Genomic DNA, 25,583 nt, shown 5'->3' on the forward strand with positions numbered 1-25,583 from the left:
GCTTCCTGCGAGCCATCGGCCAGATCGGCCATAGCCACTCGATGGGCTCAAAGTCGGGTGGGAACCAGCCATTACTGGCTGATCCCCCCCTAAGAACCGTACGTGCACCTTTCAGCGCTTACGGCTCAGGCCTATCCAAAACCCCCAAGGGGGCCGGTTTGCTCACGTGCAGACCACGTGCGTGGAGCTGTTGGTGACAAATGGGGTGCAATAGTACCCGGTTCTCCAGGGAGTCTCCACCGCCTTGTGAGCGGTAGATAATGTGGTGATCGTGCCACCCGGTTTCCCTGGATATCGGCTGTTTGCATAGCGCGCATAACCCACTTTGGCTGGTGAATAGACTGGCGATTTGCTTCCGGTACTTCAGCTTGTTCAGCATCCGTTCCATGCGCAGTTTTTCGCCTGCCGCCTCCATGGTCGGGTCGTAGGGGTTGTATTCCCCACTCACCTTTTTGTGCCGCTCGATCGGTGTCCCTGCAAGCTGGTACAACTCGACCTCCCGTTTTGTTCCGTTCGCTTCCAGAACCGTGGTGGCGAACACCCATCCTCGTTCCCCTTGCGGTCGGAAATACTTCTTCCGTATCCAGTCCAGGGACTTGTTTGGATGCCGCCTTTTTGCCCAGCGCCAGAGCTTAACAAACGCCCTGTTATCCATCCGGCTGTACGCCTGTTTGGCCACCACTGGCTGATGGTAAAGCGCCCACCCCCGCAGGATCGGATTTAGCAGTCGGATCAAATCCTCTTGCTTACTCGTCTTGTGGGTGTCGATCACTTCCCTGATCTTGCCGTAGAACGCCTTGACGTTCTTCTTGCTCGGTTTGATCAGCAACGTTCCGTCGTACTTCCGGAAGTTCCATCCAAGGAAGTCGAAGCCTTCGTCGATGTGGACGATGCGGGTTTTCTTGGGAGAAAGCCGCAGCCCGCGTACCGCCAGGAACTGCTCTACCCAGGGTTTGACCTCGTTTTCCAGTACCTCCGGGGAGGCTCCAGTGATTACGAAATCATCCGCGTAACGCACCACGTTGATCTTCAGCTTCTTCGCCCTCGTCACCCCCAGATGTTGCTTGAGGAGTGATTCCAGCCCATCCAGCGCGAGGTTTGCCAGGGTTGGGGAGATGATCCCCCCTTGTGGCGTACCTGCATCCGTTGCGTGCAACTGCCCTCGGTGTACAACGCCGGCCTTTAACCATTGCCGGAGTACTCGTGTATCCGTGAGGACATTCCTTATCAGCCAATCATGGTTGATGTTGTCGAAGAATCCTTCGATGTCCGCGTCCAGCACCCATTGAGCGGAAGCTCGCTTGGATAGGCATACGAACAACTGCGCCATCGCGTCCGCCGTGGAGCGTTCGATCCTGAAGCCGTAGCTATTCGGATCGCCCCGGGTTTCAGCGACAGGAGACAGCGCCAGCAGATACAACGCCTGCATGGCTCTATCCGTCATGGTCGGGATACCCAGAGGGCGTTCCCGGCCATCCGACTTCGGAATAAAGACTCGCCGTAGAGGCCGGGCCTTGTATCCCCGCGTCTTCAACTGACCAACCGCTTCCCATTTCGCGTTGGGTGTATCCCAGAGTTGCTTATCGACTCCCGTCGTGCGGCTTCCCTGATTTTCCGTGACTCTCCGTACGGCCAAGTATCTGGCCGACTTCGAGCGGGTCAGCATCCGTTGCAAGGCTTTCACCTTGCGCCATTTGCCTTCCCGACAAGCCTTCGCAATCCGCACCTGCATTCCCCGGACATTCCGCTGGACACGACTCCAATCGACGTCGTGCCATTGCTGCGGTTTGCCGGAAAGCGCAGGCCCGGCCTGATGGCTGAGCTCTTTCATGCTGCTTTCCTCTCAAGTGAATCCACCCGAGCGGAAGACGCACGCCGCCCCTGACGGGGTGAGTGCACCCGCCAGGGTAGGTTTGTTAAGGGCCGATGGAAGCTGGCCCTGGGTTGATTGAGACGGTCTCAGTCAGAGCTGTTGCGACGGAAGACCACGCAGAAGTCTGCCCGGTTTCCCGTGGGGTGATGTTTCAACCCCTATCCGGATCGTTACAACCCGGCATTCGCTTTCTCTGCGATCCCATACCCGCACCGCCAACAGTTCGCCTTGCGGCTCCCCTGCCCGGAGGGCGGCGATACGGGCTTACCACGTTCCCTATCTGTCACACGACTGGGTTAGGACTCGCCTTTTCACCGGTGGTCTTGAAGGCGACGTATCCCCACATCCCACGGAGATAACCGACCACATACCTTTTGGTTCATGCCTGACAGCAGTTTTGGCATGGCTATCCTTACGGTGTTTATCAGCGATTCACATATGTTGCCCATGCCAGCCAGCCTGGCGCCTCAACCCGGTACTGCTCCGAGTATCTGCAGTCTGCCTCGCGGAAGGACTGCACCCTGGATAGGGGGCTACGTTGTCGGACGAGCTTCGCACACCGCCGTTGCCAGTGATGCACGTCGTCGTAGGCTACCGTTGGTCGCACAACGAGTCCGCTACCGCACCCTGATGGGTGTGGTTGGACAATGACAGACAGAGCTTCCGCCCATGTCTCCAGTTTGATGTGAGCAGGTACTGCGGGCGCAGCGTGCTCTCGGGGGAAGGTTTCCTCCTGTTTTGAGGCAGGAGGAACCCCAGCGGGGATTCTCTCCCGCAAGGGTTGGGCCGCGAGGGCCGGGGTTAGTGCTTGGAATGTGGTCGTTTGAAGCGGCTTTTGATCCTTGGCCAATCAGCCCAGGCTGCCATCCCTAAACAGTAGAGAAGCAGGCCGGTGAGCATGATTATGCCGAAGGTATCTTGGCTCATCTCATTCATACCACCCTCCATTGGGCATGCACTCCAGAACCGAAAAGAGCTGGTTCGCAGTCGCGCTTCCGAGTGCTAGGCGACCTTGGGGTTGCCACCGCCGCTGCGGCAAGTCCTTGAAGGCAATGGACTTCTGGGCGGGTTTTGGTTCCTGGGGATGGATACCCAAGCGTGCGATTTCCTCTCGGAAATCCCCCAAGCTGACCCTACAGCTTGGAGCCGGAGACACGCTACGCGTGTCGCACAAGATGCTGGATAATAAAGCATGACCCGCGCAACGGCTAGGGCCGTGGAGAACCCCAAAAGATGTCTGAGGATGCCCGTTACCAGCTTCTGAATCGCTGGTTGGACTCTTGTTTACCCGTAGTGTTCAGTGCCGAGGGATGGGGGGCGGTGCCGCCCGCCGAGCTCACCCCGGCCAGCAGCGACGCCAGCTTCCGCCGCTATTTCCGCTGGCAGGGCGGGGGCCGCATGCTGATCGTCATGGACGCGCCGCCGCCCCAGGAGGACTGCCGTCCCTTCGTCAAGGTGGCCGGCATGCTCGCCGAGGCAGGGGTGCACGTGCCGCGGATTCTCGCCCAGGACCTGGAGCAGGGCCTGCTGCTGCTCGACGACCTGGGCCGCCAGACCTACCTGGACGTGCTCAACCCGCAGAATGCCGAGGAACTCTTCGAGGACGCCCTGGACGCCCTGGTGGCCTTCCAGCGGGTGCCGGCCGAAGGCCGCCTGCCGGCCTACGACGAGGCGCTGCTGCGCCGCGAGCTGGGCCTGTTCCCCGAGTGGTACCTGGGCCGTCACCTGGGCATCGAGCTGGAGGGCGAGCAACTGGCGCGCTGGCAGCGCACCTGCGACCGCCTGGTGGCCAGCGCGCTGGAGCAGCCGCGGGTGCTGGTGCACCGTGACTACATGCCGCGCAACCTGATGCTCAGCGAGCCGAACCCCGGCATCCTGGATTTTCAGGATGCCGTCTACGGGCCGGTGACCTATGACGTCACCTGCCTGTACAAGGACGCCTTCCTCAGCTGGCCCGAGCCGCGCGTGCACGACGGCCTCAGCCGCTACTGGCGCAAGGCCCAGGCCGCAGGCATTCCGCTGCCGCCGACCTTCGAGGAATTCTTCCGCGCCAGCGACCTGATGGGCGTACAGCGCCACCTGAAGGTGATCGGCATCTTCGCGCGCATCTGCCACCGCGACGGCAAGCCGCGCTACCTGGGCGACGTGCCGCGCTTCTTCCGCTACCTCGACAGCGTCGTCGCCCGCCGGCCCGAGCTGGCCGACCTGGGTGCGCTGCTCGCCGAGCTGCCGCAACCGGTGGCGCCATGAAGGCGATGCTCCTCGCCGCCGGCAAGGGCGAGCGCCTGCGCCCGCTGACCCTGCACACGCCCAAGCCGCTGGTGCCGGCCGGCGGCCGGCCGCTGATCGAGCACCAACTGCTGGCCCTGCGCCGCGCCGGTTTCCACGACCTGGTGATCAACCATGCCTGGCTGGGGCAGCAGATCGAGGACTACCTCGGCGATGGCTCGGGCTTCGGCGTCGGCATCCGCTATTCCGCCGAGGGCGAGCCGCTGGAGACCGGCGGCGGCATCTTCCGTGCCCTGCCGCTGCTCGGCGAGGCGCCTTTCGCCCTGGTCAACGGCGACATCTGGACCGACTTCGACTACGCGCGCCTGCAGGGCGCGCTGGCCGAGGGCGACCTGGCGCACCTGGTGCTGGTGGACAACCCGGGGCACAACGCCCGGGGTGACTTCCGCCTGGAGGGCGGGCGCGCCAGCGACTACCGCGAGGGCGAGCCCAGCTACACCTACAGCGGCATCGCCGTGCTGCACCCGGCGCTGTTCGACGGTTGCACGGGCGGCGCCTTCAAGCTGGCGCCGCTGCTGCGCGAGGCCATGGCGGCCGGGCGTGTCAGTGGCGAGCTGCACCGCGGGCGCTGGGTGGACGTCGGCACCCACGAGCGCCTGGCCGAAGTCGAACGTCTGCTGGCGGCCGGCTGAATGTTCTGGCCGGGCACCCTGATAGGCATAGTCGCCGGCTGGGCGCTGGCGAGCATCCCCGGGGCCATGCTCGGCGGCCTGCTCGGGCAGGTGCTCGACCGTCGCCTGCGCCGGCGCGGCTGGCGCGAGTTCCTCGACGAGCTGCGCGGCGGCGCACGGGTGTCGGAGGAGGAGCTGCTGTTCCTCCTGCTCGGCCGCCTGGCCAAGAGCCGTGGCCGCGTGCTGGATGCGCACATCCAGCAGGCCCGCTCGGAGATGCTGCGCATGGGCCTGGACGAGCCCGGGCGGCTGCGTGCCATCGACGCCTTCGGGCGCGGCAAGCAGGGCGGGCCGCGCCTGGAGGAGGGCATCAGCCAGTACCGTGGCCAGCGGCCGAGCGTCGACGGCCTGCTGCAGGCCTGCTGGCGCATGGCCTGGGCGGCCGGCGCGCCGAGCGCGGCGGAGAAGGCACTGATCCTGCGCTGGGGCGAGGGCTTCGGCCTGCCGCGCGCCACTGTGCTGTCCCTGGCCGCCGGCGTCGAGGCCCTGCGCGCGTCGCCGAGCCGGGCGGAAAGCTATCGCCAGGCTCTGCGCCTGCTGGGGGTGGAGGACGACAGTCCGGTGGAGGAGATCAAGCGCGCCTACCGCCGCCTGATCAGCCAGCACCACCCGGACAAGCTGGCCGGCGCCGGCGAGGCGCGCATCGCCGCCGCCACCGAGAAGACCCGCGAGATCCAGCAGGCCTATGCCGTGGTGCGCGAGCGTCGCGGTTTCCGCTGACGCCCGTTGCCGTTTCGTCGCGGCGGGCCCGCCTACTCGGCCGACGCCTGCTTGATGTGCAGCGACAGCCAGCCGCGGATCCGCCGGTAGAGCTGGTCCTGCTCGGTGGCGCGGTCGGCCGGCAGGGCGTTCATGCCGACCTGCACGTAGGTCTTGCCGGTTTCGCGCCGGCTCGCCTGCAGGCGGGCCCTGGCGGCGTCGCGGTCGGTGCGCCTGTCCTTGTAATAGAAGTCGCCGGTGGCCAGTTGCAGGCGCGGCACCATGTCCTCCAGCGGCGGGCGGAAGTCCCGCGGCACCTCGGCGTCGACGATCAGCAGGTTGTGTACCTCGCCGGGCTCGCGCTCGGCCAGGTAGCGCGCCACCCAGTAGGCGCCGGTGCCGTGGCCGAGGAGGACGATGCTCTTGGGCTTGTCCTGCAGGGCGAAGTCGAGGCCGGCCTGGATGCGTGCCATGACCCGGTCGGCATAGGCCTTGCGCCGCTCGATGGCCGGGTCCGGCGCCGGTGGCGCCTCGCTGCTGGCCTGGGCCGGCTCACCGCTGCCGGCCTCGGCGGTGCTTTCCGGGGTGGGCGTGGCGGCGCCGGCTTCGCCCTGGACGTCCTTGCTGCTGGCACCGGCATCGCTGTCGGCGGCGGCCTTGTCCGGGCTTTCCTTGCGCGGCACCGGCTGGCTGTCCTGCGGGTCGGGCAGGCTGAGGGCGAGGGTCTGCCAGCCGGCATCGGGCAGCTTGCGCCGCAGCGGGCCCACGGCTACCGGCCAGTCGGGGTTCTCGCCATCGCCGGGGACGATGATCACCACGCCCTCGGCCTGGGGTGTGTTGGCCGGCAGCCACAGGGCGAGGAAGCTTTCCTCGCCGGCCTGCAAGGTCTGTTGCTGCTTCTGCGGCAGGCGCTGCTGCAGGGCGCTGGCTTCGTCCTGGCTGCGCTCCTCCAGGGCCGGGCGAGCGGGCGTTGCCGGCGCCACCGCCGGGCCGGGCGGGCTGGCCGGTGCGTCTTCGGCCCAGCCCGGAACCAGGGGCGCCAGGCTCAGGGCCAGGCAGAGGGCGAGGCGGGTAGGCTGTGCGGGACGGGGCATGGGGCGGGTTCCTTGCGTGGCTCGGGCAGGCCTGGCAAAACGGCCAGACTAATCCCTTGTTCCTGGTTTGTCAGGCGCCGGCCTTACCGGGTTCCCCTCGCCATGGGGTAATGTAGCTGCGCTTTTTTCTCGGGGAGCGGGCATGGGACGACTGTGGTGGAGCGCCGTGGCGGCGTTCCTGTTGTGCATTCCATTGTGCGGCGCGGCGCAGGAGGTGCCGGCCGGCGTGCCCCTGGATGCCGCCCAGCGCGCCTGGCTGCAGGCGCACCCGCAGCTGCGCGTCGGCGTGGTCCTGGATGCGCCCTACGCCCAGCAGGACCGGCGCCTGCAGCAGCTCTCCGGCGCCCACGTCGAGCTGCTCGACTGGATCGCCGGCGCGCTGCAGGTGAGCCTGCAGTGGCGCGTCTATGCCGACCAGGACGAACTGGAGCGTGCCGCGCGCGCCGGAGAAGTCGACCTGGCGCCGGGGCTCGGCCAGACCCCCGGCAGCCTGCGCGACTGGCTGTTCTCCGACCCCTACCTGCGGGTGCCGCGCCTGCTCATCGGCTTCCGCGACGGCCCCGGCTCCGTCGAACTGGAGCGCCTGGGCGAGCTCGAACCCGTGGCGCTGCGCGGCCCGGGGCCGGTGTCCGACTACCTGCGCGGGACCTACCCGAGCCTCGCCCTGCAACTCACCGACAGCGACCGCGAAGCCCTGCGCCGGGTGCTCGGCCAGGATGCCGGCTACGCGGTGGTCGACGAGGCGCACCTGGCCCGCCTCAGCCGCGAGGTCGAGTTCTCCGGTTTCCGCGTGGTGGCCGACATTGGTTATCCACAGCTGCTGCGCCTGGCCACCCGCCGCGACCTGCCGGAACTGGCCGGCATCCTCGACGCCAGCCTGCGCGCCCTGCCGGCCAAGCAACTGGACCAGTTGCACGAGCGCTGGCTGCAGCCGCAGTACCCGCGTCTGGGGCAGTCCCCCGGCTTCTGGCAGAACCTCTGCATCCTCCTCGGCCTGCTGCTGGTCCTGGCCCTGGCCACCGCGCTCTGGCTGCGCCGCCAGCGCAACGTGCTGGAGCAGCGCCTGCTCGCCGCGCGCCGCGACATGGAGCTGCGCCAGGCGGCCGAGGAAGCCCTGCGCCTGACCCAGTTCGCCATCGACAGCAGCACCGTGGGCATCCTCTGGGTCAACTGGGACAGCCACGTGCGCTATGCCAACCGCGCCGCCGAGGACATGCTCGGCTATGCCCCCGGCGAGGTGATCGAGCGCCCCCTGGCGGACTTCGAACCCAGCCTGGGCATGGACGCCTGGCTCGACCTCTGGCGCCGCGCGCGCAACAGCGAAGAGGGCCCGCTGAGCTTCGAAAGCCACCTGCGCCGCGCCGACGGCCAGTGGCTGCCGGCGGAGGTGTCGCTGAGTTTCCTGCGCTTCGGCGGCTCGGAATACCTGCTGGTGTTCCTCAACGATGCCACCGAGCGCCGCCGCGCCCGCGCCGCCCTGGAAGAGAGCGAAGCGCGCCTGCAGGGCATCGCCGCCAACGTCCCCGGCCTGGTGTTCCGCCTGGAACCCAGCGCCCCGGGCGGCTCCGACTTCGCCCACCTCAGCTTCATCAGCGGCGGCAGCGAGGCCTCGCTGGGCTATTCCCCCGGCTACCTGCGCGAAAGCGGCCTGGGCATCCTCGGCCTGGTGCACCCGGGGGACCGCGACGGCTACCTGGCCAGCCAGCTGGAAGCGGTGGCCGGCGGCAAGAACTGGCACTGGCAGGGGCGCATCCTCACCCGTTCCGGCGAGCCGCGCTGGGTGGACATCAAGGCCACCGCCCGGCATCTGGAGGACGGCCGGCTGGCCTGGGACGGCGTGGTCTGGGACATCAGCGAGAACAAGCAGATCGAACTGGAGCTGGCGCAATCACGGGCGCAGCTGCGCGAGCTGTCGGCGCACCTGGAGAGCGTGCGCGAGGAAGAGAAGGCGCGCATCGCCCGGGAAGTGCACGACGAGCTGGGCCAGGTGCTGACCGTGCTCAAGCTGGAAACCTCCATGTGCGAGCTGGGCTACGGCGAGCTGGACCCGGGCCTGAGCGAACGCCTGGGCAACATGAAGAAGCTCATCGCGCAACTGTTCCAGCTGGTGCGCGACGTGGCCTCGGCCCTGCGCCCGCCGATCCTCGACGCCGGCATCGGCTCTGCGCTGGAGTGGCAGGCGCGGCGCTTCGAGACGCGCACCGGCATCCCCTGCCTGGTGGAGGTGCCGGAGAACCCGCCGCGCCTCGGCGACGCCAAGGCCATCGGGCTGTTCCGCATCCTCCAGGAGGCGCTGACCAATGTCATGCGCCACGCACAGGCGCATACTGTCGAACTGGCCCTGCGGGTGGAGGGCGACGAACTCTGCCTGAGCATCAGCGACGATGGCCGCGGCTTCGATACCGCGGCGGCCTGGGGCGGCAGCTCCTTCGGCCTGGTCGGCATGCGCGAGCGCGTACTGATGCTCGGCGGCGAGCTGGAGATCGACAGCCAGCCGGGGGAGGGCAGCAGCCTGCGGGTTCGCGTGCCGCTGGATGCGGGGGAGTTGCCGGAGGCGTGAAGGGCCGGCGCGGTTTTGTCTGTTCGGGGAGGGCAGCGTGATTCGAGTACTGGTGGCCGAAGACCACACCATCGTCCGCGAGGGCATCAAGCAACTGATCGGCATGGCCAAGGACCTGCAGGTGGTGGGCGAGGCCACCAACGGCGAGCAGTTGCTCGAAACCCTGCGCCAGGTGCCCTGCGAGGTGGTCCTGCTGGATATCTCCATGCCCGGCATGAACGGCCTGGAGGCCATCCCGCGGATTCGCGCGCTGAACGAGCCGCCGGCGATCCTCATGCTGTCCATGCACGACGAGGTGCAGATGGCCGCCCGCGCGCTGAAGATCGGCGCCGCCGGCTACGCCACCAAGGACAGCGACCCGGCGCTACTGCTCACCGCCATCCGCAAGGTCGCCAGCGGCGGCCGCTACATCGACCCCGAACTGGCCGACCGCATGGTCTTCGAGGTCGGCCTGACCGACTCGCGGCCGCCCCACGCGCTGCTGTCCGAGCGCGAGTTCTCGGTGTTCGAGCGCCTGGTCAAGGGCGAGGGCGTGAACGAGATCGCCCAGCACCTGGCGGTCAGCAGCAAGACCATCAGCACCCACAAGGCGCGGCTGATGCAGAAGCTCGGCGCGCACTCGGTGGCCGACCTGGTCAAGTATGCGGTGGAGCACAAGCTGGTCTGAGCTGGTGCGCGGCGGGGTGATTCCGCCAGCGCTTATGTGAGTCCCTTCCGGTTTTTGCAACGCCCGGCTACCTCGCCGGCTGGCGAAAGGGAATCATTGCCCGCTCAGTGGGGTATCTCATCAGAACAAGGAGAAAAGGGATGTTGTTGCGAGCGGTACGGGGCGGGCTGCTGGCCGGCCTGCTGGGGACTGTCGCCACGCCGGCGCTGGCGGAATACGTGACGGTGATTTCCTTCGGTGGGGCCAACAAGGCGGCCCAGGAGAAGGCCTTCTACGAACCTTTCAAGGCGGCCACCGGCACGGCGGTGGTGCACGGCTCCTATAATGGCGACCTGGACAAGCTCAGGCAGATGGTGGAGATCAGCCATGTGTCCTGGGACGTGGTCGAGGTGGAGGCGCCGGAACTGGCCCGCGGCTGCCAGGAAGGCCTGTTCCAGAAGCTCGACCAGCGCCTGATCGGCGACCCCGCCGACTACGTGCCCGGCGCGGTGCAGCCCTGCGGCGTCGGCGTCTTCGTCTGGACCACCCTGCTGGCCTACAACCAGGACAAGCTGCAGGGCAAGCCGCAGGGCTGGGCCGACTTCTGGGACCTGAAGAAGTACCCGGGCAAGCGCGGCCTGCGCTGGGGCGCCAAGTACAGCCTGGAATTCGCCCTGATGGCCGACGGCGTGGCGCCCAAGGACGTCTACCAGGTGCTCGGCACCCAGGGCGGCGTCGACCGCGCCTTCCGCAAGCTCGACGAGATCAAGCCCTACATCCACTGGTGGAAGTCCGGGCAGGACCCGGTGCGCGACCTGTCCGACGGCACCGTGGTCATGAGCTCCGCCTACAACGGCCGCATCGCCGCGGCCCAGCCCGAGCAGAAGGGCCTGCGCATGGCCTGGGCCGGCGGCATCTACGACTTCGACTTCTGGGCGCTGCCGTCCGGGGTGTGGAAGAAGGAGCTGGCGGAGAAGTTCATCGCTTTCGCCAGCCAGCCGGCGCAGCAGAAGGTCTACGCACAGAACATCGCCTACGGCCCGACCAACCGCAAGGCGGTGGAACAGCTCGACCCGCAGGTGGCCGCCAACCTGCCCACGGCGCCGGCCAACATGGCCGACGCGCTGGGCATGAACGTGGCCTTCTGGGCCGAGCATGGCGATGCCCTGGAGAAGCGCTTCCAGGACTGGGCCAAGCGCTGAGACGCTGCGCGATCTGCTGCGCTTCGCTCCAGAGACCGTGGTTGGTCGCTATTGGATATGCCGGTGTCGCAATCAATGCGGCACCGGCTTCCTGCGACTGATAGCCACACTTTTCGTGTAGGGATCGCCCTACAGGCGATCCTCTTCTACCCTTATAACAACTTCTCTTCCCGCCCGATTTGCGCGCACCGCAGGCTTCTCTAGTCTTGCTTCACGGCAATTTCTTACAAATACAAAAGGTGCGGTTATGGCCGAGACTCAGGCGAACGATGTGCTGGTCAGCTTCCGTGGCGTCCAGAAGAGCTACGACGGCGAGACACTCATCGTCAAAGACCTCAACCTGGATATTCGCAAGGGCGAATTCCTCACCCTGCTGGGCCCGTCCGGTTCCGGCAAGACCACCAGCCTGATGATGCTGGCCGGTTTCGAAACCCCCACCTCCGGCGAGATCCAGCTGGCCGGCCGCTCCATCAACAACGTCCCCCCGCACAAGCGCGACATTGGCATGGTGTTCCAGAACTATGCCCTGTTCCCGCACATGACCGTGGCCGAGAACCTGGCCTTCCCGCTGTCGGTGCGCGGCATGAGCAAGACCGACGTGGCCGAGCGCGTCAAGCGCGCGCTGTCCATGGTCCAGCTCGACGCCTTCGGCGGGCGCTACCCGGCGCAGCTCTCCGGCGGCCAGCAGCAGCGCGTGGCCCTGGCCCGGGCGCTGGTCTTCGAGCCGCAACTGGTGCTGATGGACGAACCCCTGGGTGCGCTCGACAAGCAGCTGCGCGAGCACATGCAGATGGAGATCAAGCACATCCACCAGCGCCTGGGCGTGACCGTGGTCTACGTGACCCACGACCAGGGCGAGGCGCTGACCATGTCCGACCGCGTGGCGGTCTTCCACCAGGGCGAGATCCAGCAGATCGCACCGCCCCACGAACTCTACGAACACCCGCGCAACTCCTTCGTGGCCAACTTCATCGGCGAGAACAACCGTATCGCCGGGCAGTTGCACAGCCACGACGGTGAGCGCTGCGTGGTGACACTGGCGCGCGGCGAGAAGGTCGAGGCGCTGGCGGTCAACGTCGGCCAGCCCGGCGACGCCGTCAGCCTGTCGATCCGCCCCGAGCGGGTGCGCCTGAACGGGCACAGCGAGAGCTGCGTGAACCGCTTCTCCGGCCGTGTGGCCGAGTTCATCTACCTTGGCGACCACGTGCGCATCCGCCTGGAGGTTTGCGGCCGCACCGATTTCTTCGTCAAGCAGCCGATCGCCGAGCTCGACCCCGCGCTGGGCGTGGGTGATGTGGTACCGCTGGGCTGGGCCGTGGAGCACGTGCGTGCCCTCGACCCGCTCTCGGCGGCCTGATTCGAAGAAAAACAAACCAGCACACTGTGGAGAGAAGAATAATGTCGAAGTCCCCGTTCCACCCGTCGAAGACCGGCCTCAAGCTCGCCGCGCTGACCCTCGGCGTGGCCTGCGCCGCGCAGTCCATGGCGGCCACCGACCTGACCGTGATCTCCTTCGGCGGCGCCAACAAGGATGCCCAGGCCAAGGCCTTCTACCAGCCCTTCGAGAAAGCCACCGGCAACAAGATCGTCGCCGGCGAGTACAACGGCGAGATGGCCAAGGTGAAGGCCATGGTCGACACCAACAGCGTGACCTGGGACCTGGTCGAGGTGGAGTCGCCGGAACTGGCCCGCGGCTGTGACGAAGGCATGTTCGAGGAAATCGACCCGGCCATCCTCGGCAAGGCCGAGGACTACGTTCCGGGCGCCGTGAGCAACTGCGGCGTGGGCTTCTTCGTATGGTCCACCGTGCTGGCCTACAACGCCGACAAGCTCAAGACCGCCCCCACCGGCTGGGCCGACTTCTGGGACCTGAAGAAGTACCCGGGCAAGCGCGGCCTGCGCAAGGGCGCCAAGTACACCCTGGAATTCGCCCTGATGGCCGACGGCGTCGCGCCCAAGGACGTGTACAAGGTGCTGGCCACCAAGGAAGGCCAGGACCGCGCCTTCAAGAAGCTCGACGAGATCAAGCCGAGCATCCAGTGGTGGGAAGCCGGCGCCCAGCCGCCGCAGTACCTCGCCTCCGGTGACGTGGTGATGAGCTCGGCCTACAACGGCCGCATCGCCTCGGTGCAGAAGGAAAGCAACCTGAAGGTCGTGTGGAACGGCGGCATCTACGACTTCGACGCCTGGGCCATCCCGAAAGGCGACAAGAAGAAGGAAGAGGCCCTGAAGTTCATCGCCTTCTCGGTCAAGCCCGAGCAGCAGAAGATCTACGCCGAGAACATCGCCTACGGCCCGGTGAACAAGAACACCGTGAGCCTGCTGGACAAGGGCGTGCAGGCCAACATGCCGACCACCCCGGAAAACATCGCCAACCAGGTGGGCATGGACGTGACCTTCTGGGCCGACTACGGCGAGCAGCTGGAACAGCGCTTCAACGCCTGGGCCGCCAAGTAAGGCAGGCCCCGCCGCCCGCACGGGCGGCAACCGCGGCGATGTCGCCACGGCCCGCAGGCCCTGCGGGCCGCTCCCGCCGGGGAAAGCGCCCGGTGCGGCGGCGCTCGCCGTGACACACCCGATACACCACACCTTGGCCGCCCTCGCGGGCGGCCCGTTTTACCGGAGTTCGCTATGGCCACCGCTGTGTCCTTGAACGAGGTCGCCGGCCCCACCCTGAAGCAGCGCCTGGCGCGTGCGGAGCGGATGAACCGCCTGAAGTCCCAGGCACTGGTCCTGCCGCTGCTGCTGTTCCTCCTGCTGACCTTCCTGGTGCCGATCGCCGCGCTGCTCTACAAGAGCGTGTATAACCCCGAAGTGGTCGGCTCGCTGCCCAAGACGGTCAACGCCATCACCACCTGGGACGGCAAGTCGCTGCCGCCGGACGCGGTCTACCAGGCCCTGAGCGAAGACCTCTATGCCGCGCGCAAGAATCAGACCATCGGTGACCTCTCCAAGCGCCTGAACATGGAACTGGCCGGCTACCGCAGCCTGATGGCCAAGACCGCCCGCGCCCTGCCGTTCAAGGAGCAACCGGCTTCCTACAAGGACGCCATGGAGACCATCGACGAGCGCTGGGGCGATCCGGCCTACTGGCAGGTGATCCGCCGCAACGCCAGCAGCATCACCCCCTATTACCTGCTCGCGGCCCTCGACCACCGCATCGACGACCTCGGCGAACTGGCCCCGGCCACCCCGGACCAGTCCATCTACCTGGACATCTTCGCCCGCACCTTCTGGATGGGCGCGGTGATCACCATCATCTGCCTGCTGCTGGCCTACCCGCTGGCCTACCTGCTGGCCAACCTGCCGACGCGCAAGAGCAACCTGCTGATGATCCTGGTGCTGCTGCCGTTCTGGACCTCCATCCTGGTGCGCGTGGCGGCCTGGATCGTGCTGCTGCAGTCCGGCGGGCTGATCAACGGCGCGCTGCTCAAGCTGGGCCTGATCGACCAGCCGCTGCAACTGGTGTTCAACCGCACCGGCGTTTACATCGCCATGGTGCACATCATGCTGCCGTTCATGATCCTGCCGATCTTCAGCGTGATGAAGAGCATCTCGCCCAGCTACATGCGGGCGGCCATCTCCCTGGGCAGCCACCCGTTCGCCGCCTTCTGGAAGGTCTACTTCCCGCAGACCGTGGCCGGCGTCGGCGCCGGGTGCCTGCTGGTGTTCATCCTGTCGATCGGCTACTACATCACCCCGGCCCTGCTGGGCAGCCCGAACGACCAGATGGTCAGCTACTTCGTCGCCTTCTACACCAACACCACCATCAACTGGGGCATGGCCACGGCCCTGGGCGGCCTGCTGCTGTTCGCCACCCTGGTGCTGTACGTGATCTACGGCTGGCTGGTGGGCGCGAGCCGCCTGCGCCTGGGCTGAGGAGAAAAAGAAGATGCTGAGTCCCTACATGTCCCCGGTCGAGCGCGTGTGGTTCTACACCCTGCGCATCCTCTGCGGCCTGGTGCTGCTGTTCCTGGTGCTGCCGGTGCTGGTGATAGTGCCGCTGTCGTTCAACTCCGGCACCTTCCTGGTCTACCCGCTGCAGGGCTTCTCGCTGCGCTGGTACGCCGACTTCTTCCACAGCGCCGAATGGATGCGCTCGCTGACCAACAGCATGATCGTGGCCCCGGCGGCCACCCTGCTGGCGATGGTCTTCGGCACCCTGGCGTCGATCGGCCTGACCCGCGGCGAGTTCCGCGGCAAGGCCCTGGTGATGAGCCTGGTGATCTCGCCGATGGTGGTCCCGGTGGTGATCATCGGCGTGGCCGCCTACCTGTTCTTCGCCCCGCTGGGCCTGGGCAACAGCTACATCTCGCTGATCATCGTGCACGCGGTGCTGGGCGTGCCCTTCGTCATCATCACGGTGTCGGCGACCCTGCAGGGCTTCAACCAGAACCTGGTGCGCGCCGCCGCCAGCCTCGGCGCGCCGCCGGTGCTGACGTTCTTCAAGGTGACCTTGCCGCTGATCGCCCCGGGGGTGATCTCCGGCGCGCTCTTCGCCTTCGCCACCTCGTTCGACGAAGTGGTGGTGACGCTGTTCCTCGCCGGCCCCGAGCAGGCCACCCTGCCACGGCAGATGTTCAGCGGCATCCGCGAGAACCTCAGCCCGACCATCGCCGCCGCGGCGACACTGCTGATCGGTTTCTCGGTCCTGCTCCTGCTGACCCTGGAATGGCTGCGCGGCCGCAGCGAAAAACTGCGCACCGCGCCCACCACCTGATCCTCTGCTCTTCGTAGGAGCGAGCTTGCTCGCGAACCAATGTTCGCTAGCAGGCTCGCTCCTACAACCATCGCCTCGATCCCCCTCGCTCGCTCCGAGCGGCTACAATGCGCGCCATCCGTGATTTCGCCCACAGAGGTGCGCCATGCAACCCTACGCCATCGCCCCGTCGATCCTCTCCGCCGACTTCGCCCGCCTGGGCGAGGACGTGGACAAGGTGCTCGCCGCCGGCGCCGACATCGTCCACTTCGACGTGATGGACAACCACTACGTGCCGAACCTGACCATCGGCCCGATGGTCTGCTCGGCGCTACGCAAGTACGGTGTCACCGCGCCCATCGACGTGCACCTGATGGTATCCCCGGTGGACCGCATCATCGGCGACTTCATCGAGGCCGGCGCCACCTACATCACCTTCCACCCCGAAGCCAGCCAGCACATCGACCGCTCCCTGCAACTGATCAAGGACGGCGGCTGCAAGGCCGGCCTGGTGTTCAACCCGGCCACCTCGCTGGACGCGCTCAAGTACGTGATGGACAAGATCGACATGGTCCTGCTGATGAGCGTGAACCCCGGCTTCGGCGGGCAGAAGTTCATCCCCGGCACCCTCGACAAGCTGCGCGAGGCCCGCGCGCTGATCGACGCTTCCGGCCGCGACATCCGCCTGGAGATCGACGGCGGGGTGAACGTGAAGAACATCCGCGAGATCGCCGCGGCGGGCGCCGACACCTTCGTCGCCGGTTCGGCCATCTTCAACACTCCCGACTACGCCGAGGTCATCCGCGCCATGCATGCCGAGCTGGCACAGGTCGGCAAGTGATGAGCGCCGCCCAAGCTCTGTTCGCCGGGCGCCTGCCGCGCCTGGTGATGTTCGACCTGGACGGCACCCTGGTGGACTCGGTGCCGGACCTCGCCGCCGCGGTGGACAAGGCCCTGGTCGCCATGGGCCGGGCCCCCGCCGGGCTGGCGCAGGTGCGCCACTGGGTCGGCAACGGCGCCCGGATCCTGGTGCGCCGCGCCCTGGCCGGCAGCATCGAGCATGACGGCGTCGGCGAGGAAGACACCGAACGCGCCCTGGCGCTGTTCATGGACGCCTACGCCGGCAGCCACGCGCTCACCGAGGTCTACCCGGGCGTGGTGGACACCCTGAAGTGGCTGAAGAAACAGGGCGTGGAGCTGGCGCTGATCACCAACAAGCCCGAGCGCTTCGTCGCCCCGCTGCTGGACGAGATGGGCCTGGGCAAGTTCTTCCGCTGGATCGTCGGCGGCGACACCCTGCCGCAGCAGAAGCCCGACCCGGCCGCGCTGCTGTTCGTGATGAAGGCCGCCGGCGTCGCGCCGGGCGAAGCGCTGTTCGTCGGCGATTCGCGCAACGACGTGCTGGCCGCCAAGGCCGCCGGCGTGCGCAGCGTCGGCCTGACCTACGGCTACAACCACGGCCGGCCGATCGCCGAGGAACAGCCGAGCCTGGTGCTGGATGACCTGCGCCAACTGCTGCCTTGCTTCGACCCGGGCAAAGCGATAGTGTTGCCGGACGACGGTTCCAACCCCGCCCATCGAGACCCCAACGTGCTGGATACGGCTCCCCGCAAACTCTGGATGAAAGTCATCAAGGCCCTGGCCCGCTGGCGCTGGCGCGCCTGACATTCCTCCGGCCGGACTTCCCGGCGCCCGTTTGCACCGCCCGATCCGAATCACTGCTCGAGACCGCTCATGAACCGCGACGCATTCCAGCGGCTGGCCGCCGAAGGCTACAACCGCATTCCCCTGACCTGCGAAACCCTCGCCGACTTCGACACCCCGCTGTCGATCTACCTGAAGCTCGCCGACGGCGCCAACAGCTACCTGCTGGAATCGGTGCAGGGCGGCGAGAAGTGGGGCCGCTACTCCATCATCGGCCTGCCGTGCCGCACCGTGCTGCGGGTGTACGGCCACAGCGTGAGCGTCAGCGTCGACGGCGTGGAAAGCGAACGCTTCGACTGCGAGGACCCGCTGGCCTTCGTCGAGCAGTTCAAGGAGCGCTACCGCGTGCCGACCCTGCCGGGCCTGCCGCGCTTCAATGGCGGGCTGGTCGGCTACTTCGGCTACGACTGCGTGCGCTACGTCGAGCCGCGCCTGGCGCAGTGCCCGAACCCGGACCCGCTGGGCAACCCGGACATCCTGCTGATGGTTTCCGACGCCGTGGTCGTCTTCGACAACCTGGCCGGCAAGCTGCACGCCATCGTCCTCGCCGACCCGGCCGAGGCGGACGCCTACGACAAGGGCCTGGCGCGCCTGGAGCAATTGCTTGAGCGCCTGCGCCAGCCGATCACCCCGCGCAAGGGCCTGGACTTCGCCGCGGTCAACGCGCCCGAGCCGCAGTTCCGCGCCAGCTTCACCCGCGAGGACTACGAGCGCGCGGTGGACACCGTCAAGGAATACATCCTGGCCGGCGACTGCATGCAGGTGGTGCCGTCGCAGCGCATGTCCATCGACTTCAAGGCCGCGCCCATCGACCTGTACCGCGCGCTGCGCTGCTTCAACCCGACGCCCTACATGTACTTCTTCAACTTCGGCGACTTCCACGTGGTGGGCAGCTCGCCGGAGGTGCTGGTGCGCGTGGAGGACGGCGAGGTCACCGTGCGCCCGATCGCCGGCACCCGCCCGCGGGGCGCCACCGAGGAAGCCGACCGCGCCCTGGAGCAGGACCTGCTGTCCGACGCCAAGGAGATCGCCGAGCACCTGATGCTCATCGACCTGGGCCGCAACGATGTCGGCCGCGTGTCGCAGACCGGTTCGGTGAAGGTCACCGAGCAGATGGTCATCGAGCGCTACTCCAACGTCATGCACATCGTTTCCAACGTCAACGGCCAGCTCAAGCCCGAGCTGAGCGCGATGGACGCCCTGCGCGCGATCCTCCCGGCCGGCACCCTGTCCGGCGCGCCGAAGATCCGCGCCATGGAAATCATCGACGAGCTGGAGCCGGTCAAGCGCGGCGTCTACGGCGGCGCCGTGGGCTACCTGGCGTGGAACGGCAACATGGACACCGCCATCGCCATCCGCACCGCGGTGATCAAGAACGGCGAACTGCACGTGCAGGCCGGCGGCGGCATCGTCGCCGACTCGGTGCCGGCGCTGGAGTGGGAAGAAACCATCAACAAGCGCCGCGCCATGTTCCGCGCAGTGGCCCTGGCCGAGCACACCGCGCGTCTCGAAGACTGAGCGCTGTCGTCGTAACGCAGAACGCCGTTTCCCCGGGAGGGGAGACGGCGTTTTCGTTTGTGCTCGCAGGTTTCCCCGTAGGAGCAACTGTCTTTCACTGCTGCACGGTATCTGTTCTCCAGCAGGTACCGTCCCTGACCATGGCGTTCAGCCGCACGATGAGCACACGCATGCAGGCCACCAGGGCAACCTTGGCGCATCGACCGTTCTCACGCAGGCTCTGGTAGCGGCGAGCGAAGTCTTCCTGATAGCGAATGATCGACAAAACCGCCATGTACAGGATGCGCCGGATCATGCCTCGTCCTCCTCGGATCCGGCGCTGCCCCGACTTCTGCCCGCTATCGCTGTTGTATGGCGCCAAGCCCACCAGGGCGGCGATCTGGCGACGGTTCAATTGCCCCAGCTCCGGCAGATAGGCCAGCAGCCCGGCCACGGTCACCGGTCCCACGCCTTTGACCTGGCTGAGTAGCTGGGCCTGTTCTGCGTCCACGGCGTTCATCGCCTTGGCGATTTCCTTGTCGTAGCGGCGGATCGCTTCTTTGAGCGCCTTGATGGCTTTTTCCAGGCATTGGCGGACAAAGGGGTCGCGGGCTTGATGCAAACGACGACGCTCATCATCGCGCTGGCTGACCAGTTGCTCGCGGCGCTGCACCAGCTCCCGCAGCCGCTCGCGTTCCGGCGAAGGCACGGTGCTGGGGGCTTCCTCCAGCGTCTGAGCCAGATGCGCCAGTACCGCCGCGTCGATGGGATCGGTCTTGGCCAGTTTGCCCATGGCCGTGGCAAAGGCTCGCACCCGCGTGGGGTTCAGGCGCGAGACCGCGTGACCGGCGCGAGACAGGCCGAACATCACATCGCACTCATAACCACCGGTCGCCTCCAGCACGATACGGCCGGGCTTTTCCTCGGCGAACAGCGCCAGCAATTGCTGGTGACCTTGCTCGTCATTGGAAACGCTGAAGCTCTTGCCCTGCGGACGCAGCCATACGGCTAGCGAATCCTTGGCGACATCGATACCTACCCAACACGTCATGATCAAACCCTCGTAAACTGCACGGCGAGAGCACTCTGACTGCCCACGCTTGTGGTTCGAGGTTTAGCTCGTTCAACTGTTCGGGCTTGAGTCAGAGGGACGACGGGAGGCAGCTTGGGCTCCTACTCGTGCTCGCGACACCGCGGACCTGCAGCTTGCCTCCCGTCGCTCTCACCTTCGATCCTATCGAAAGTCGCAGACACAAGCGGACCTTGTCCGCGATAGCCGTAACCACCGGCGCGATTCGCGGATGAGATCCGCTCCACAGTTCTTGGGAGGCGGGTGTACCGAGGAGCTCGCTCCTACGAAAAAACGTGCCGTGCTTCCCTGGAGCTGTAGGAGCGGGCCCTGCCCGCGAATCGCGCGCAGGGCGCGCTCCTACGTGGAGACGGCATATTCGCTTACGCCTGCTGTCCCGCGCGGCGCCGGGCCAGGGCGGCGTCGGCCAGGCTGGCGCGCTGCTCGACGTAGGCCGCCAGGTGGTCCACCGCCACGTACTGCATGGCCTTGTGGCTGTCGTCCAGGGTGGTCACCGGCAGGGCGATGCGCCCGCAGGCCAGGGCCTTGCCGAAGTTCTCCCGGTTGAGGTTGCGGAACCAGCGCTCGCGCACCTGTTCCAGGGGCACCAGCACGTCGCCGAAGATCTGGTAGACCAGCGCCACGGTCTCCTGGCGTGGCGCCGGTTGGGTGTCGGGGGTCGACAGCAGCATGGCTTCCTCCTGCTCGCGGTTGTCGTTCGATGGAGGAAATATAGCTTTTGTTGTTTTTCCTGGCAATCGCCACGGGCCGCCTTTCATCCGGGCAGAAGAAACCCCGCCGTGGCGGGGGTTCTTCCGGGCTTCAGCGAACCAGCGTGGGCGCGCGGCGGTGGCGCACCGTCGACCACCAGAACACCCAGCCGATGATGCTCAGCTGGCTGGCCTGGATGGCCTGGGCGTCGTATTCCTCGTCGCCGTACTCGTCGCGGTTGAAGCTGCGCAGGCGGATGCCGCCGCCGGGCAGGCGGTAGAGGAACTTCACCCGCAGCATGCCCTCGTGCTCCAGGGCGTAGATCTCGCCGTCGGTGATGTGCGTGGTCGCCGTATCGATGCCGATGGTGGAGCCGTCCATGATCAGCGGCTCCATGCTGTTGCCGGTGAGCTGGGCGCAGATGGCCGCGTCCGGGTCGACCCCGGCGGCGCGCAGGGTGGCATAGGAGAAGCGCAGCTTGCGCCCCTCGATCTGGCGCACCGCGGTGCGCCCGGCGCCCGCGGACATTTCCACTTCCTTGTACAAGGGCAGTTCCACCTCGTCTTCGTCCAGCGGCGTGCTGCTGTCCCAGGGGTGCAGCGGCTCCAGGCGCAGCGGGCTGCCGTCGGCCGGTGGCGTGGTGGCCTGCGGCGAGCCTTCGCCGGTCCCCAGCCAGACCGGCGAGACGCCCAGGGCCGCGGCGATCTCGATCAGCTTGCGGGTGCTCTGCGCCTTGCCGGCGGTCAGCTTGTGGATGGTGTTCTGCGAGACCCCTGCCGCTTCGGCGAGGCTCTCCTGCTTGAGGTTGCGCGCGGCCATGGCCTGCTTGAGGCGCTCGGCGAGCGTGGAGGGGCGGGCTGTGCTGTTCATGGCGGCACTCTACCGCCCGTCCCGGGGAAGTGTAAATAGCTTTGGTGTTGACGATAAATAGCTTTGGTTGTAGTTTTCTCTTCGCCGGCCTTCTGAAGGTTGTTTCCGAGCCGGCGGCGGACGCGATCCGATACGAGGGTGACGGCGCCTCCGTCTTCCGCGGCAGGGACGCCGTGGGTTGCCTGCGGCCTGTGCGTCACGGGGCAGGTTGCCGGCGGAGGCGGGCGAGGAGCGCACCGCCTCCGCATGACGAGTGGCGCCACCTGGGCGCCACATATCGACAAACAGCACGCGAATGACCTGGCAGCGCGGCCGCGGGGCGGCACGCGCAGGGCGGGTCGTCGCCCGGAGAAAAGCATGAACGCACCAGCGCAACACCACGGGGAGGCCGCCCATGGCTGACCTCGCCGACTACGCCAACGACCTGGCCCTGGAACGCCTCGACGCCCTGCTGGCGGCGCGGCGCGGCAGCGAGCCGGAGCCCGCCGCCGCCGACTGCCAGGTCTGCGGCGAACCCATCCCCGAGGCCCGCCGCCTGGCGGTGCCCGGCTGCAACCGCTGCCTGGACTGTCAGGCCCTGGATGAACTGGGACGGCGCCGCTGAAGGCGCGGGAGGTGGACGTGATCAAGCCGATCGATGAAATGCTCAGGCTCTGGGCCGAGGAAATGCACAGCCCGGGCGTGGCCGGTGGCGGCTATGCCGGTGGTAACCTGCTGGCGCTGATGATCGCCAACAAGGGCGAGATGATCCGCGGCACCCGTGGCAGCCGGGTGCTGCTCGACCGCGTCGCCGAGCTGGACCTGGTCGTCAACGGCCTGCCCGAGCAGCAGAAGCAGGTGGTCAGCGAGCACTACCTGAACCGCGACAGCGCGCCCGAGCAGAAGTACCGCCACTGCCGCTGCAGCCGCAACACCTTCTACCTGCGCCTGCACGTGGCGCACCAGAGCATCCAGGCCCGCCTGCTGCGCCGCGTGGCCTGACCCCTACGGGCCCGGCCCTGCGCCGGGCTTTCCATGCGCCGCTGCGCTATGCTCGCGGCCATGCACAGCCCCTCCCTCACCCTGCGCCCCGCGAGCCCGGCCGATGCCGAGGCGATCCTGCGGATCCTCGGCGAAACCTACGAAATCACCTGGAAACCCCAACTGACCGCCGAGGCGCGAGCGCGCTTCGAAGCGGCGGGGAGTACCCGCGCCTACGTCCAGGAGCGCCTCGGGCATTTCCACCTGGCCTGCCTGGGCGGCGAGGTCATCGGCCTGGTCGACTGGCGCGACGATTTCATCGATGCCCTGCACGTCTCGCCCCGTGCCCAACGCGCCGGCGCCGGCAGCGCCCTGCTGCGCTTCGCCGAACGGCGGATGGCCGCGGCCGGCCACGCCCGGGCGCGCCTGGAGACCGACACCTTCAACACTCAGAGCCGCGCCTTCTACGCCAGGCACGGCTACGCGGAAATCGACTTCTACCCCGACGAGGAATGGCACAGCGGTTTCACCACGGTGCTGCTGAGCAAGCCCCTGGGCTGAATCGCAGTGCATCGCCGGTGCGTTGCCGGTGCATTGCCCACCTATTGCGGTGCCAGGGCGCAAATGCCTTGTCCGGCCGGGAATCGGGGGGTACAAAGTCATCAATCTTGCAAAGGTGCGTCCCCAGGGAGCACCGCTGAAAACCTCGTCGAGCCCGGCCTTAGCGCCGGGCTTTTTCGTTTCCGCCGTCCGCTTTCGCGGCCTGCGACCGTAATCCCCGGCTGGCTGATAGCCGCCGGTTCCGCCCGCCGGCGCGGGCGTTTGTCTTCAAGGTGAGCCCATGGGCAATGAACCCGAGATGCCGCTGTGGGTATCGATCCTGCTGGCCGCCGTGGGCGGCGTCAGCGGCGAGATGTGGCGGGCCGACAAGGCCGGCCTGGGCGGCTGGGGGCTGCTGCGGCGCCTGGCGCTGCGCTCCGGCGCCTCGATCGTCTGCGGCGTGGCGGTGATGTTCCTGGCCCTGGCCTGCGGCGCCTCGCTGCTGCTCAGCGCCGCTGTCGGCAGCCTGACCGCGGCGGCCGGTGCCGAGATCGCCGTCGGCCTCTACGAGCGCTGGGCCGCCCGCCGCCTCGGCATCTGCCGGTTGCCGGACGACGAGCGCGAACGCCGCTGAATGCATCAACACAAGGAAAGGGAGGCGCCATGCCTGACCAGGAACTGACCCTCGAAAGCCTGCTGGCCGTCATCGAGCAGCGGCTGCGCACCGCACTGCCGAGTTCGGTACAGATAAGCCGCGGCCCGCTGGGAACCGCCACTCCGGACCATGACCGGCCTTTGTGTGCGGGAGGAAGAGAGGGCGGCCGTGGTTGGTGGCGCGACACCTTCCATGGTCACCAATATTCAATTCTTGCCTGCAAGCCAGCCAAGGCCCACTGCTCACGCGCGAGCAGGGCGGGCTCTGGCAAAAGTCGATGAGGTTCTGCAGATGCTAAGAGATTTCCGTTGCGGTAATTGCAAAAAGCTTCTCGCCCGTGTGGGCGACCCCGTGAACATCCAGGTCAAGTGCCCACGTTGCCGGGTCTTGAATCATGAGAAGGCCAAGAGTCTCGATGCCCCGCCTTTGAGCGACACCATGCGGCATGTGCCGCACAACTGTTGATCATACGAGGAAAACATCATGGCTCTTACCAATGACGAGATCGCTGGACTGAAAGCGATTGTCACCCAAGTATGGGGTGCTAGCGTCGCTAACAGCATTAATTACAACTATGAAGTCGCAGAGGTAGTACGAACTGCCGTAGAGCAGATTTCCATATGTTCTGCGGCTATCAAGGGACTTTTTGAGCTACTTGCCGATGCCGCCCTGGGTAAGCTGTTTAGTCTGCCCTGGCTGCTCGGGAAGAGTGTGTCTATCGCCGCAACGCTTGCGAATGCCGCGAACAATGCGCCAAATCGTGCATGCATCAACTCTACGGCAGCGGCCTATCGCACTTCTCTGGAAATGGCCTCTTTGGGGCTGTAACCTGATACGCAGAGGGCCCAGAGCCCCGTTTTGACTCGCCATATTTATGGAGGGATGGTGGTTAAGCATGGTGCTTTTTTCATAGTCATCTTTTTGTTTTCGTTTTCCGCACGAGGGGTGGAGTATGATCCTGAGAGAGTGAAGGCCTTCGTTCTTGCTAACCTCAGCAATCCGGATACCGCGCAGTTTCGGTTGGTTTCAGGTCAGTGTGGGGAGGTCAAGTATCGAGACTTCTATGGCTTGGACTCGGGGTTTAAAAGGTTTATCGCGAAGAGTGGGAGCGAAGTTATAATAGAGCAACCTTGGGCAGGGCGCTCGTTTGAGCGTGAATGGAGAAGGGTCTGTAAGTGATGAAGCATGAGAGGAGTGTGTCAGGACCAAAGGTTAATTTTTTAATTGTCTTGCTGGTGCTTGTTGGCATCTCTTTCTTCATTTACTGCCTTGTGCTTTATCAGTCGCCAGCCGAAAGACATGATCAGTTGAGCATTGAGTCACAGCTCAAGACGCTCGTCTTGGCTCAGCTCAGCAAGCCTGAGAGTGCAGTCTTTCGTAATGTCAGAGGTGCTTGTGGAGAGGTACGCTACACAGCATTCAATGGGATTGAAGTCGGATTCAAGCGGTTTGTCATGATCTCCGAGGGGCACGTGATCATCGAACAGGCGGACTCTGAGGCGCCCTTTGGCCTCATATGGCAAGGGACGTGTGGTTCCTGATTTCTTTTCAGATCTATATCCGTAAGGCGAACGGTAAATACGTGTGGTACACGTCTGTGAAGGGCGGCTGGGCTTACGCCGGGCAGCGAGCCGCCAGCGGATCGGCTACGGACTGCTGCCGGTAGCCGCGATGCGCTCGTGCCGGTAGGTGGCGTCACACGATGCGGCGATATTGCACCGTGCATGGGTGGTGGGCTACTGTTCCGCCCATAGCGACAGAGACGGCTACAGTGATCCACCTCCGCAGCATCATCACCTCCCTGATCAAGGCTTTCGCCCGTTGGCGCTGGCGCGCCTGACATT

26 protein-coding genes are annotated in these 25,583 nt (G+C 66.3%); 21 read left to right on the forward strand and 5 right to left on the reverse strand.

The window, feature by feature from the left end:
• Positions 1-118 precede the first annotated feature (118 nt).
• Positions 119-1,831, reverse strand: coding sequence for a group II intron reverse transcriptase/maturase (gene ltrA, locus DK254_RS01785; protein WP_109931785.1), 1,713 nt, complete (start codon positions 1,829-1,831; stop codon positions 119-121).
• A gap of 1,275 nt (positions 1,832-3,106) precedes the next feature.
• Between ltrA and DK254_RS01795 the strand changes: the two genes are divergently transcribed.
• Genes DK254_RS01795 through DK254_RS01805 form a run of 3 tightly spaced genes read left to right on the forward strand, consistent with a single transcriptional unit; the run spans position 3,107 to position 5,553 of the window.
• Positions 3,107-4,123: an aminoglycoside phosphotransferase family protein gene (locus DK254_RS01795; RefSeq protein ID WP_109931787.1), complete on the forward strand. Its 1,017-nt coding sequence runs from the start codon at positions 3,107-3,109 to the stop codon at positions 4,121-4,123.
• Positions 4,120-4,794, forward strand: a complete 675-nt coding sequence (gene murU / locus DK254_RS01800; RefSeq protein ID WP_109931789.1) for an N-acetylmuramate alpha-1-phosphate uridylyltransferase MurU — start codon at positions 4,120-4,122, stop codon at positions 4,792-4,794. Before DK254_RS01795 ends, murU begins: the two co-directional genes overlap by 4 nt.
• Positions 4,795-5,553 (forward strand): DnaJ domain-containing protein, encoded by a 759-nt coding sequence (locus tag DK254_RS01805; protein WP_109931791.1) that lies wholly within the window; start codon positions 4,795-4,797, stop codon positions 5,551-5,553. It abuts the gene before it with no gap.
• A gap of 32 nt (positions 5,554-5,585) precedes the next feature.
• Here DK254_RS01805 and DK254_RS01810 read toward each other — a convergent pair whose 3' ends face one another.
• A complete protein-coding gene (locus DK254_RS01810; RefSeq protein ID WP_109931793.1) occupies positions 5,586-6,626 on the reverse strand; it encodes an alpha/beta hydrolase family protein in 1,041 nt (346 codons plus the stop codon).
• Between the two features lie 142 nt (positions 6,627-6,768).
• Here DK254_RS01810 and DK254_RS01815 point away from each other — a divergent pair, with 142 nt between their 5' ends.
• The 10 genes from DK254_RS01815 (at position 6,769) to trpE (ending at position 18,955) form a co-directional block, all read left to right on the forward strand.
• Positions 6,769-9,186, forward strand: a complete 2,418-nt coding sequence (locus DK254_RS01815; RefSeq protein ID WP_109931795.1) for a PAS domain S-box protein — start codon at positions 6,769-6,771, stop codon at positions 9,184-9,186.
• A 37-nt stretch (positions 9,187-9,223) separates the two neighbouring features.
• Positions 9,224-9,853, forward strand: a complete 630-nt coding sequence (locus tag DK254_RS01820; protein ID WP_109931797.1) for a response regulator transcription factor — start codon at positions 9,224-9,226, stop codon at positions 9,851-9,853.
• A 143-nt stretch (positions 9,854-9,996) separates the two neighbouring features.
• A complete protein-coding gene (locus tag DK254_RS01825; protein ID WP_109932923.1) occupies positions 9,997-11,034 on the forward strand; it encodes an ABC transporter substrate-binding protein in 1,038 nt (345 codons plus the stop codon).
• Positions 11,035-11,281: 247 nt separating this feature from the next.
• Entirely contained in the window at positions 11,282-12,391 is a 1,110-nt protein-coding gene (locus DK254_RS01830; RefSeq protein WP_089392976.1) for an ABC transporter ATP-binding protein, read from the forward strand.
• A gap of 41 nt (positions 12,392-12,432) precedes the next feature.
• Positions 12,433-13,491 carry an ABC transporter substrate-binding protein gene (locus DK254_RS01835; RefSeq protein WP_109931799.1) on the forward strand — a complete coding sequence of 353 codons (1,059 nt, stop codon included), beginning with the start codon at positions 12,433-12,435 and terminating at the stop codon, positions 13,489-13,491.
• 174 nt (positions 13,492-13,665) lie between these two features.
• Positions 13,666-14,913 (forward strand): ABC transporter permease, encoded by a 1,248-nt coding sequence (locus tag DK254_RS01840; RefSeq protein WP_109931801.1) that lies wholly within the window; start codon positions 13,666-13,668, stop codon positions 14,911-14,913.
• 13 nt (positions 14,914-14,926) lie between these two features.
• Positions 14,927-15,754, forward strand: coding sequence for an ABC transporter permease (locus tag DK254_RS01845; RefSeq protein WP_074984321.1), 828 nt, complete (start codon positions 14,927-14,929; stop codon positions 15,752-15,754).
• 145 nt (positions 15,755-15,899) lie between these two features.
• Positions 15,900-16,574: a ribulose-phosphate 3-epimerase gene (gene rpe, locus DK254_RS01850; RefSeq protein ID WP_109931803.1), complete on the forward strand. Its 675-nt coding sequence runs from the start codon at positions 15,900-15,902 to the stop codon at positions 16,572-16,574.
• Positions 16,574-17,398: a phosphoglycolate phosphatase gene (locus tag DK254_RS01855; protein WP_109931804.1), complete on the forward strand. Its 825-nt coding sequence runs from the start codon at positions 16,574-16,576 to the stop codon at positions 17,396-17,398. The genes rpe and DK254_RS01855 overlap by 1 nt, the downstream gene beginning before the upstream one ends.
• Positions 17,399-17,467: 69 nt before the next feature.
• Positions 17,468-18,955 carry an anthranilate synthase component I gene (gene trpE, locus DK254_RS01860; RefSeq protein ID WP_109931806.1) on the forward strand — a complete coding sequence of 496 codons (1,488 nt, stop codon included), beginning with the start codon at positions 17,468-17,470 and terminating at the stop codon, positions 18,953-18,955.
• Positions 18,956-19,049: 94 nt separating this feature from the next.
• On the opposite strand, the gene DK254_RS01865 is transcribed toward trpE, so the two are convergent.
• From DK254_RS01865 to DK254_RS01875, 3 genes are all read right to left on the reverse strand, one after another.
• Positions 19,050-19,985 carry an IS110 family transposase gene (locus DK254_RS01865; protein WP_109931808.1) on the reverse strand — a complete coding sequence of 312 codons (936 nt, stop codon included), beginning with the start codon at positions 19,983-19,985 and terminating at the stop codon, positions 19,050-19,052.
• Positions 19,986-20,386: 401 nt separating this feature from the next.
• Positions 20,387-20,695 (reverse strand): pyocin activator PrtN family protein, encoded by a 309-nt coding sequence (locus tag DK254_RS01870; protein WP_109931810.1) that lies wholly within the window; start codon positions 20,693-20,695, stop codon positions 20,387-20,389.
• Between the two features lie 130 nt (positions 20,696-20,825).
• Positions 20,826-21,584, reverse strand: a complete 759-nt coding sequence (locus tag DK254_RS01875; RefSeq protein WP_109931812.1) for a helix-turn-helix transcriptional regulator — start codon at positions 21,582-21,584, stop codon at positions 20,826-20,828.
• Between the two features lie 394 nt (positions 21,585-21,978).
• Here DK254_RS01875 and DK254_RS01880 point away from each other — a divergent pair, with 394 nt between their 5' ends.
• From DK254_RS01880 to DK254_RS01910, 8 genes are all read left to right on the forward strand, one after another.
• A complete protein-coding gene (locus tag DK254_RS01880; RefSeq protein WP_109931814.1) occupies positions 21,979-22,188 on the forward strand; it encodes a TraR/DksA C4-type zinc finger protein in 210 nt (69 codons plus the stop codon).
• Positions 22,189-22,205: 17 nt separating this feature from the next.
• A complete protein-coding gene (locus DK254_RS01885) occupies positions 22,206-22,565 on the forward strand; it encodes a hypothetical protein (protein WP_109932925.1) in 360 nt (119 codons plus the stop codon).
• A gap of 60 nt (positions 22,566-22,625) precedes the next feature.
• On the forward strand, positions 22,626-23,105 hold the full coding sequence (locus DK254_RS01890) for a GNAT family N-acetyltransferase (protein ID WP_256595776.1): 480 nt from the start codon (positions 22,626-22,628) through the stop codon (positions 23,103-23,105).
• A gap of 280 nt (positions 23,106-23,385) precedes the next feature.
• Positions 23,386-23,718, forward strand: a complete 333-nt coding sequence (locus DK254_RS01895; RefSeq protein WP_109931818.1) for a phage holin family protein — start codon at positions 23,386-23,388, stop codon at positions 23,716-23,718.
• 29 nt (positions 23,719-23,747) lie between these two features.
• Entirely contained in the window at positions 23,748-24,020 is a 273-nt protein-coding gene (locus DK254_RS01900; protein WP_109931820.1) for a hypothetical protein, read from the forward strand.
• A 10-nt stretch (positions 24,021-24,030) separates the two neighbouring features.
• Positions 24,031-24,204, forward strand: coding sequence for a Com family DNA-binding transcriptional regulator (locus DK254_RS01905; RefSeq protein WP_089392989.1), 174 nt, complete (start codon positions 24,031-24,033; stop codon positions 24,202-24,204).
• Positions 24,205-24,222: 18 nt separating this feature from the next.
• A complete protein-coding gene (locus DK254_RS33695) occupies positions 24,223-24,567 on the forward strand; it encodes a hypothetical protein (RefSeq protein WP_146219550.1) in 345 nt (114 codons plus the stop codon).
• A gap of 347 nt (positions 24,568-24,914) precedes the next feature.
• Positions 24,915-25,280 carry a hypothetical protein gene (locus DK254_RS01910; protein WP_146219551.1) on the forward strand — a complete coding sequence of 122 codons (366 nt, stop codon included), beginning with the start codon at positions 24,915-24,917 and terminating at the stop codon, positions 25,278-25,280.
• Positions 25,281-25,583: the final 303 nt, after the last annotated feature.

This window comes from Pseudomonas sp. RW407, assembly GCF_003176655.1.
GTDB classification, from domain to species: domain Bacteria; phylum Pseudomonadota; class Gammaproteobacteria; order Pseudomonadales; family Pseudomonadaceae; genus Pseudomonas; species Pseudomonas delhiensis.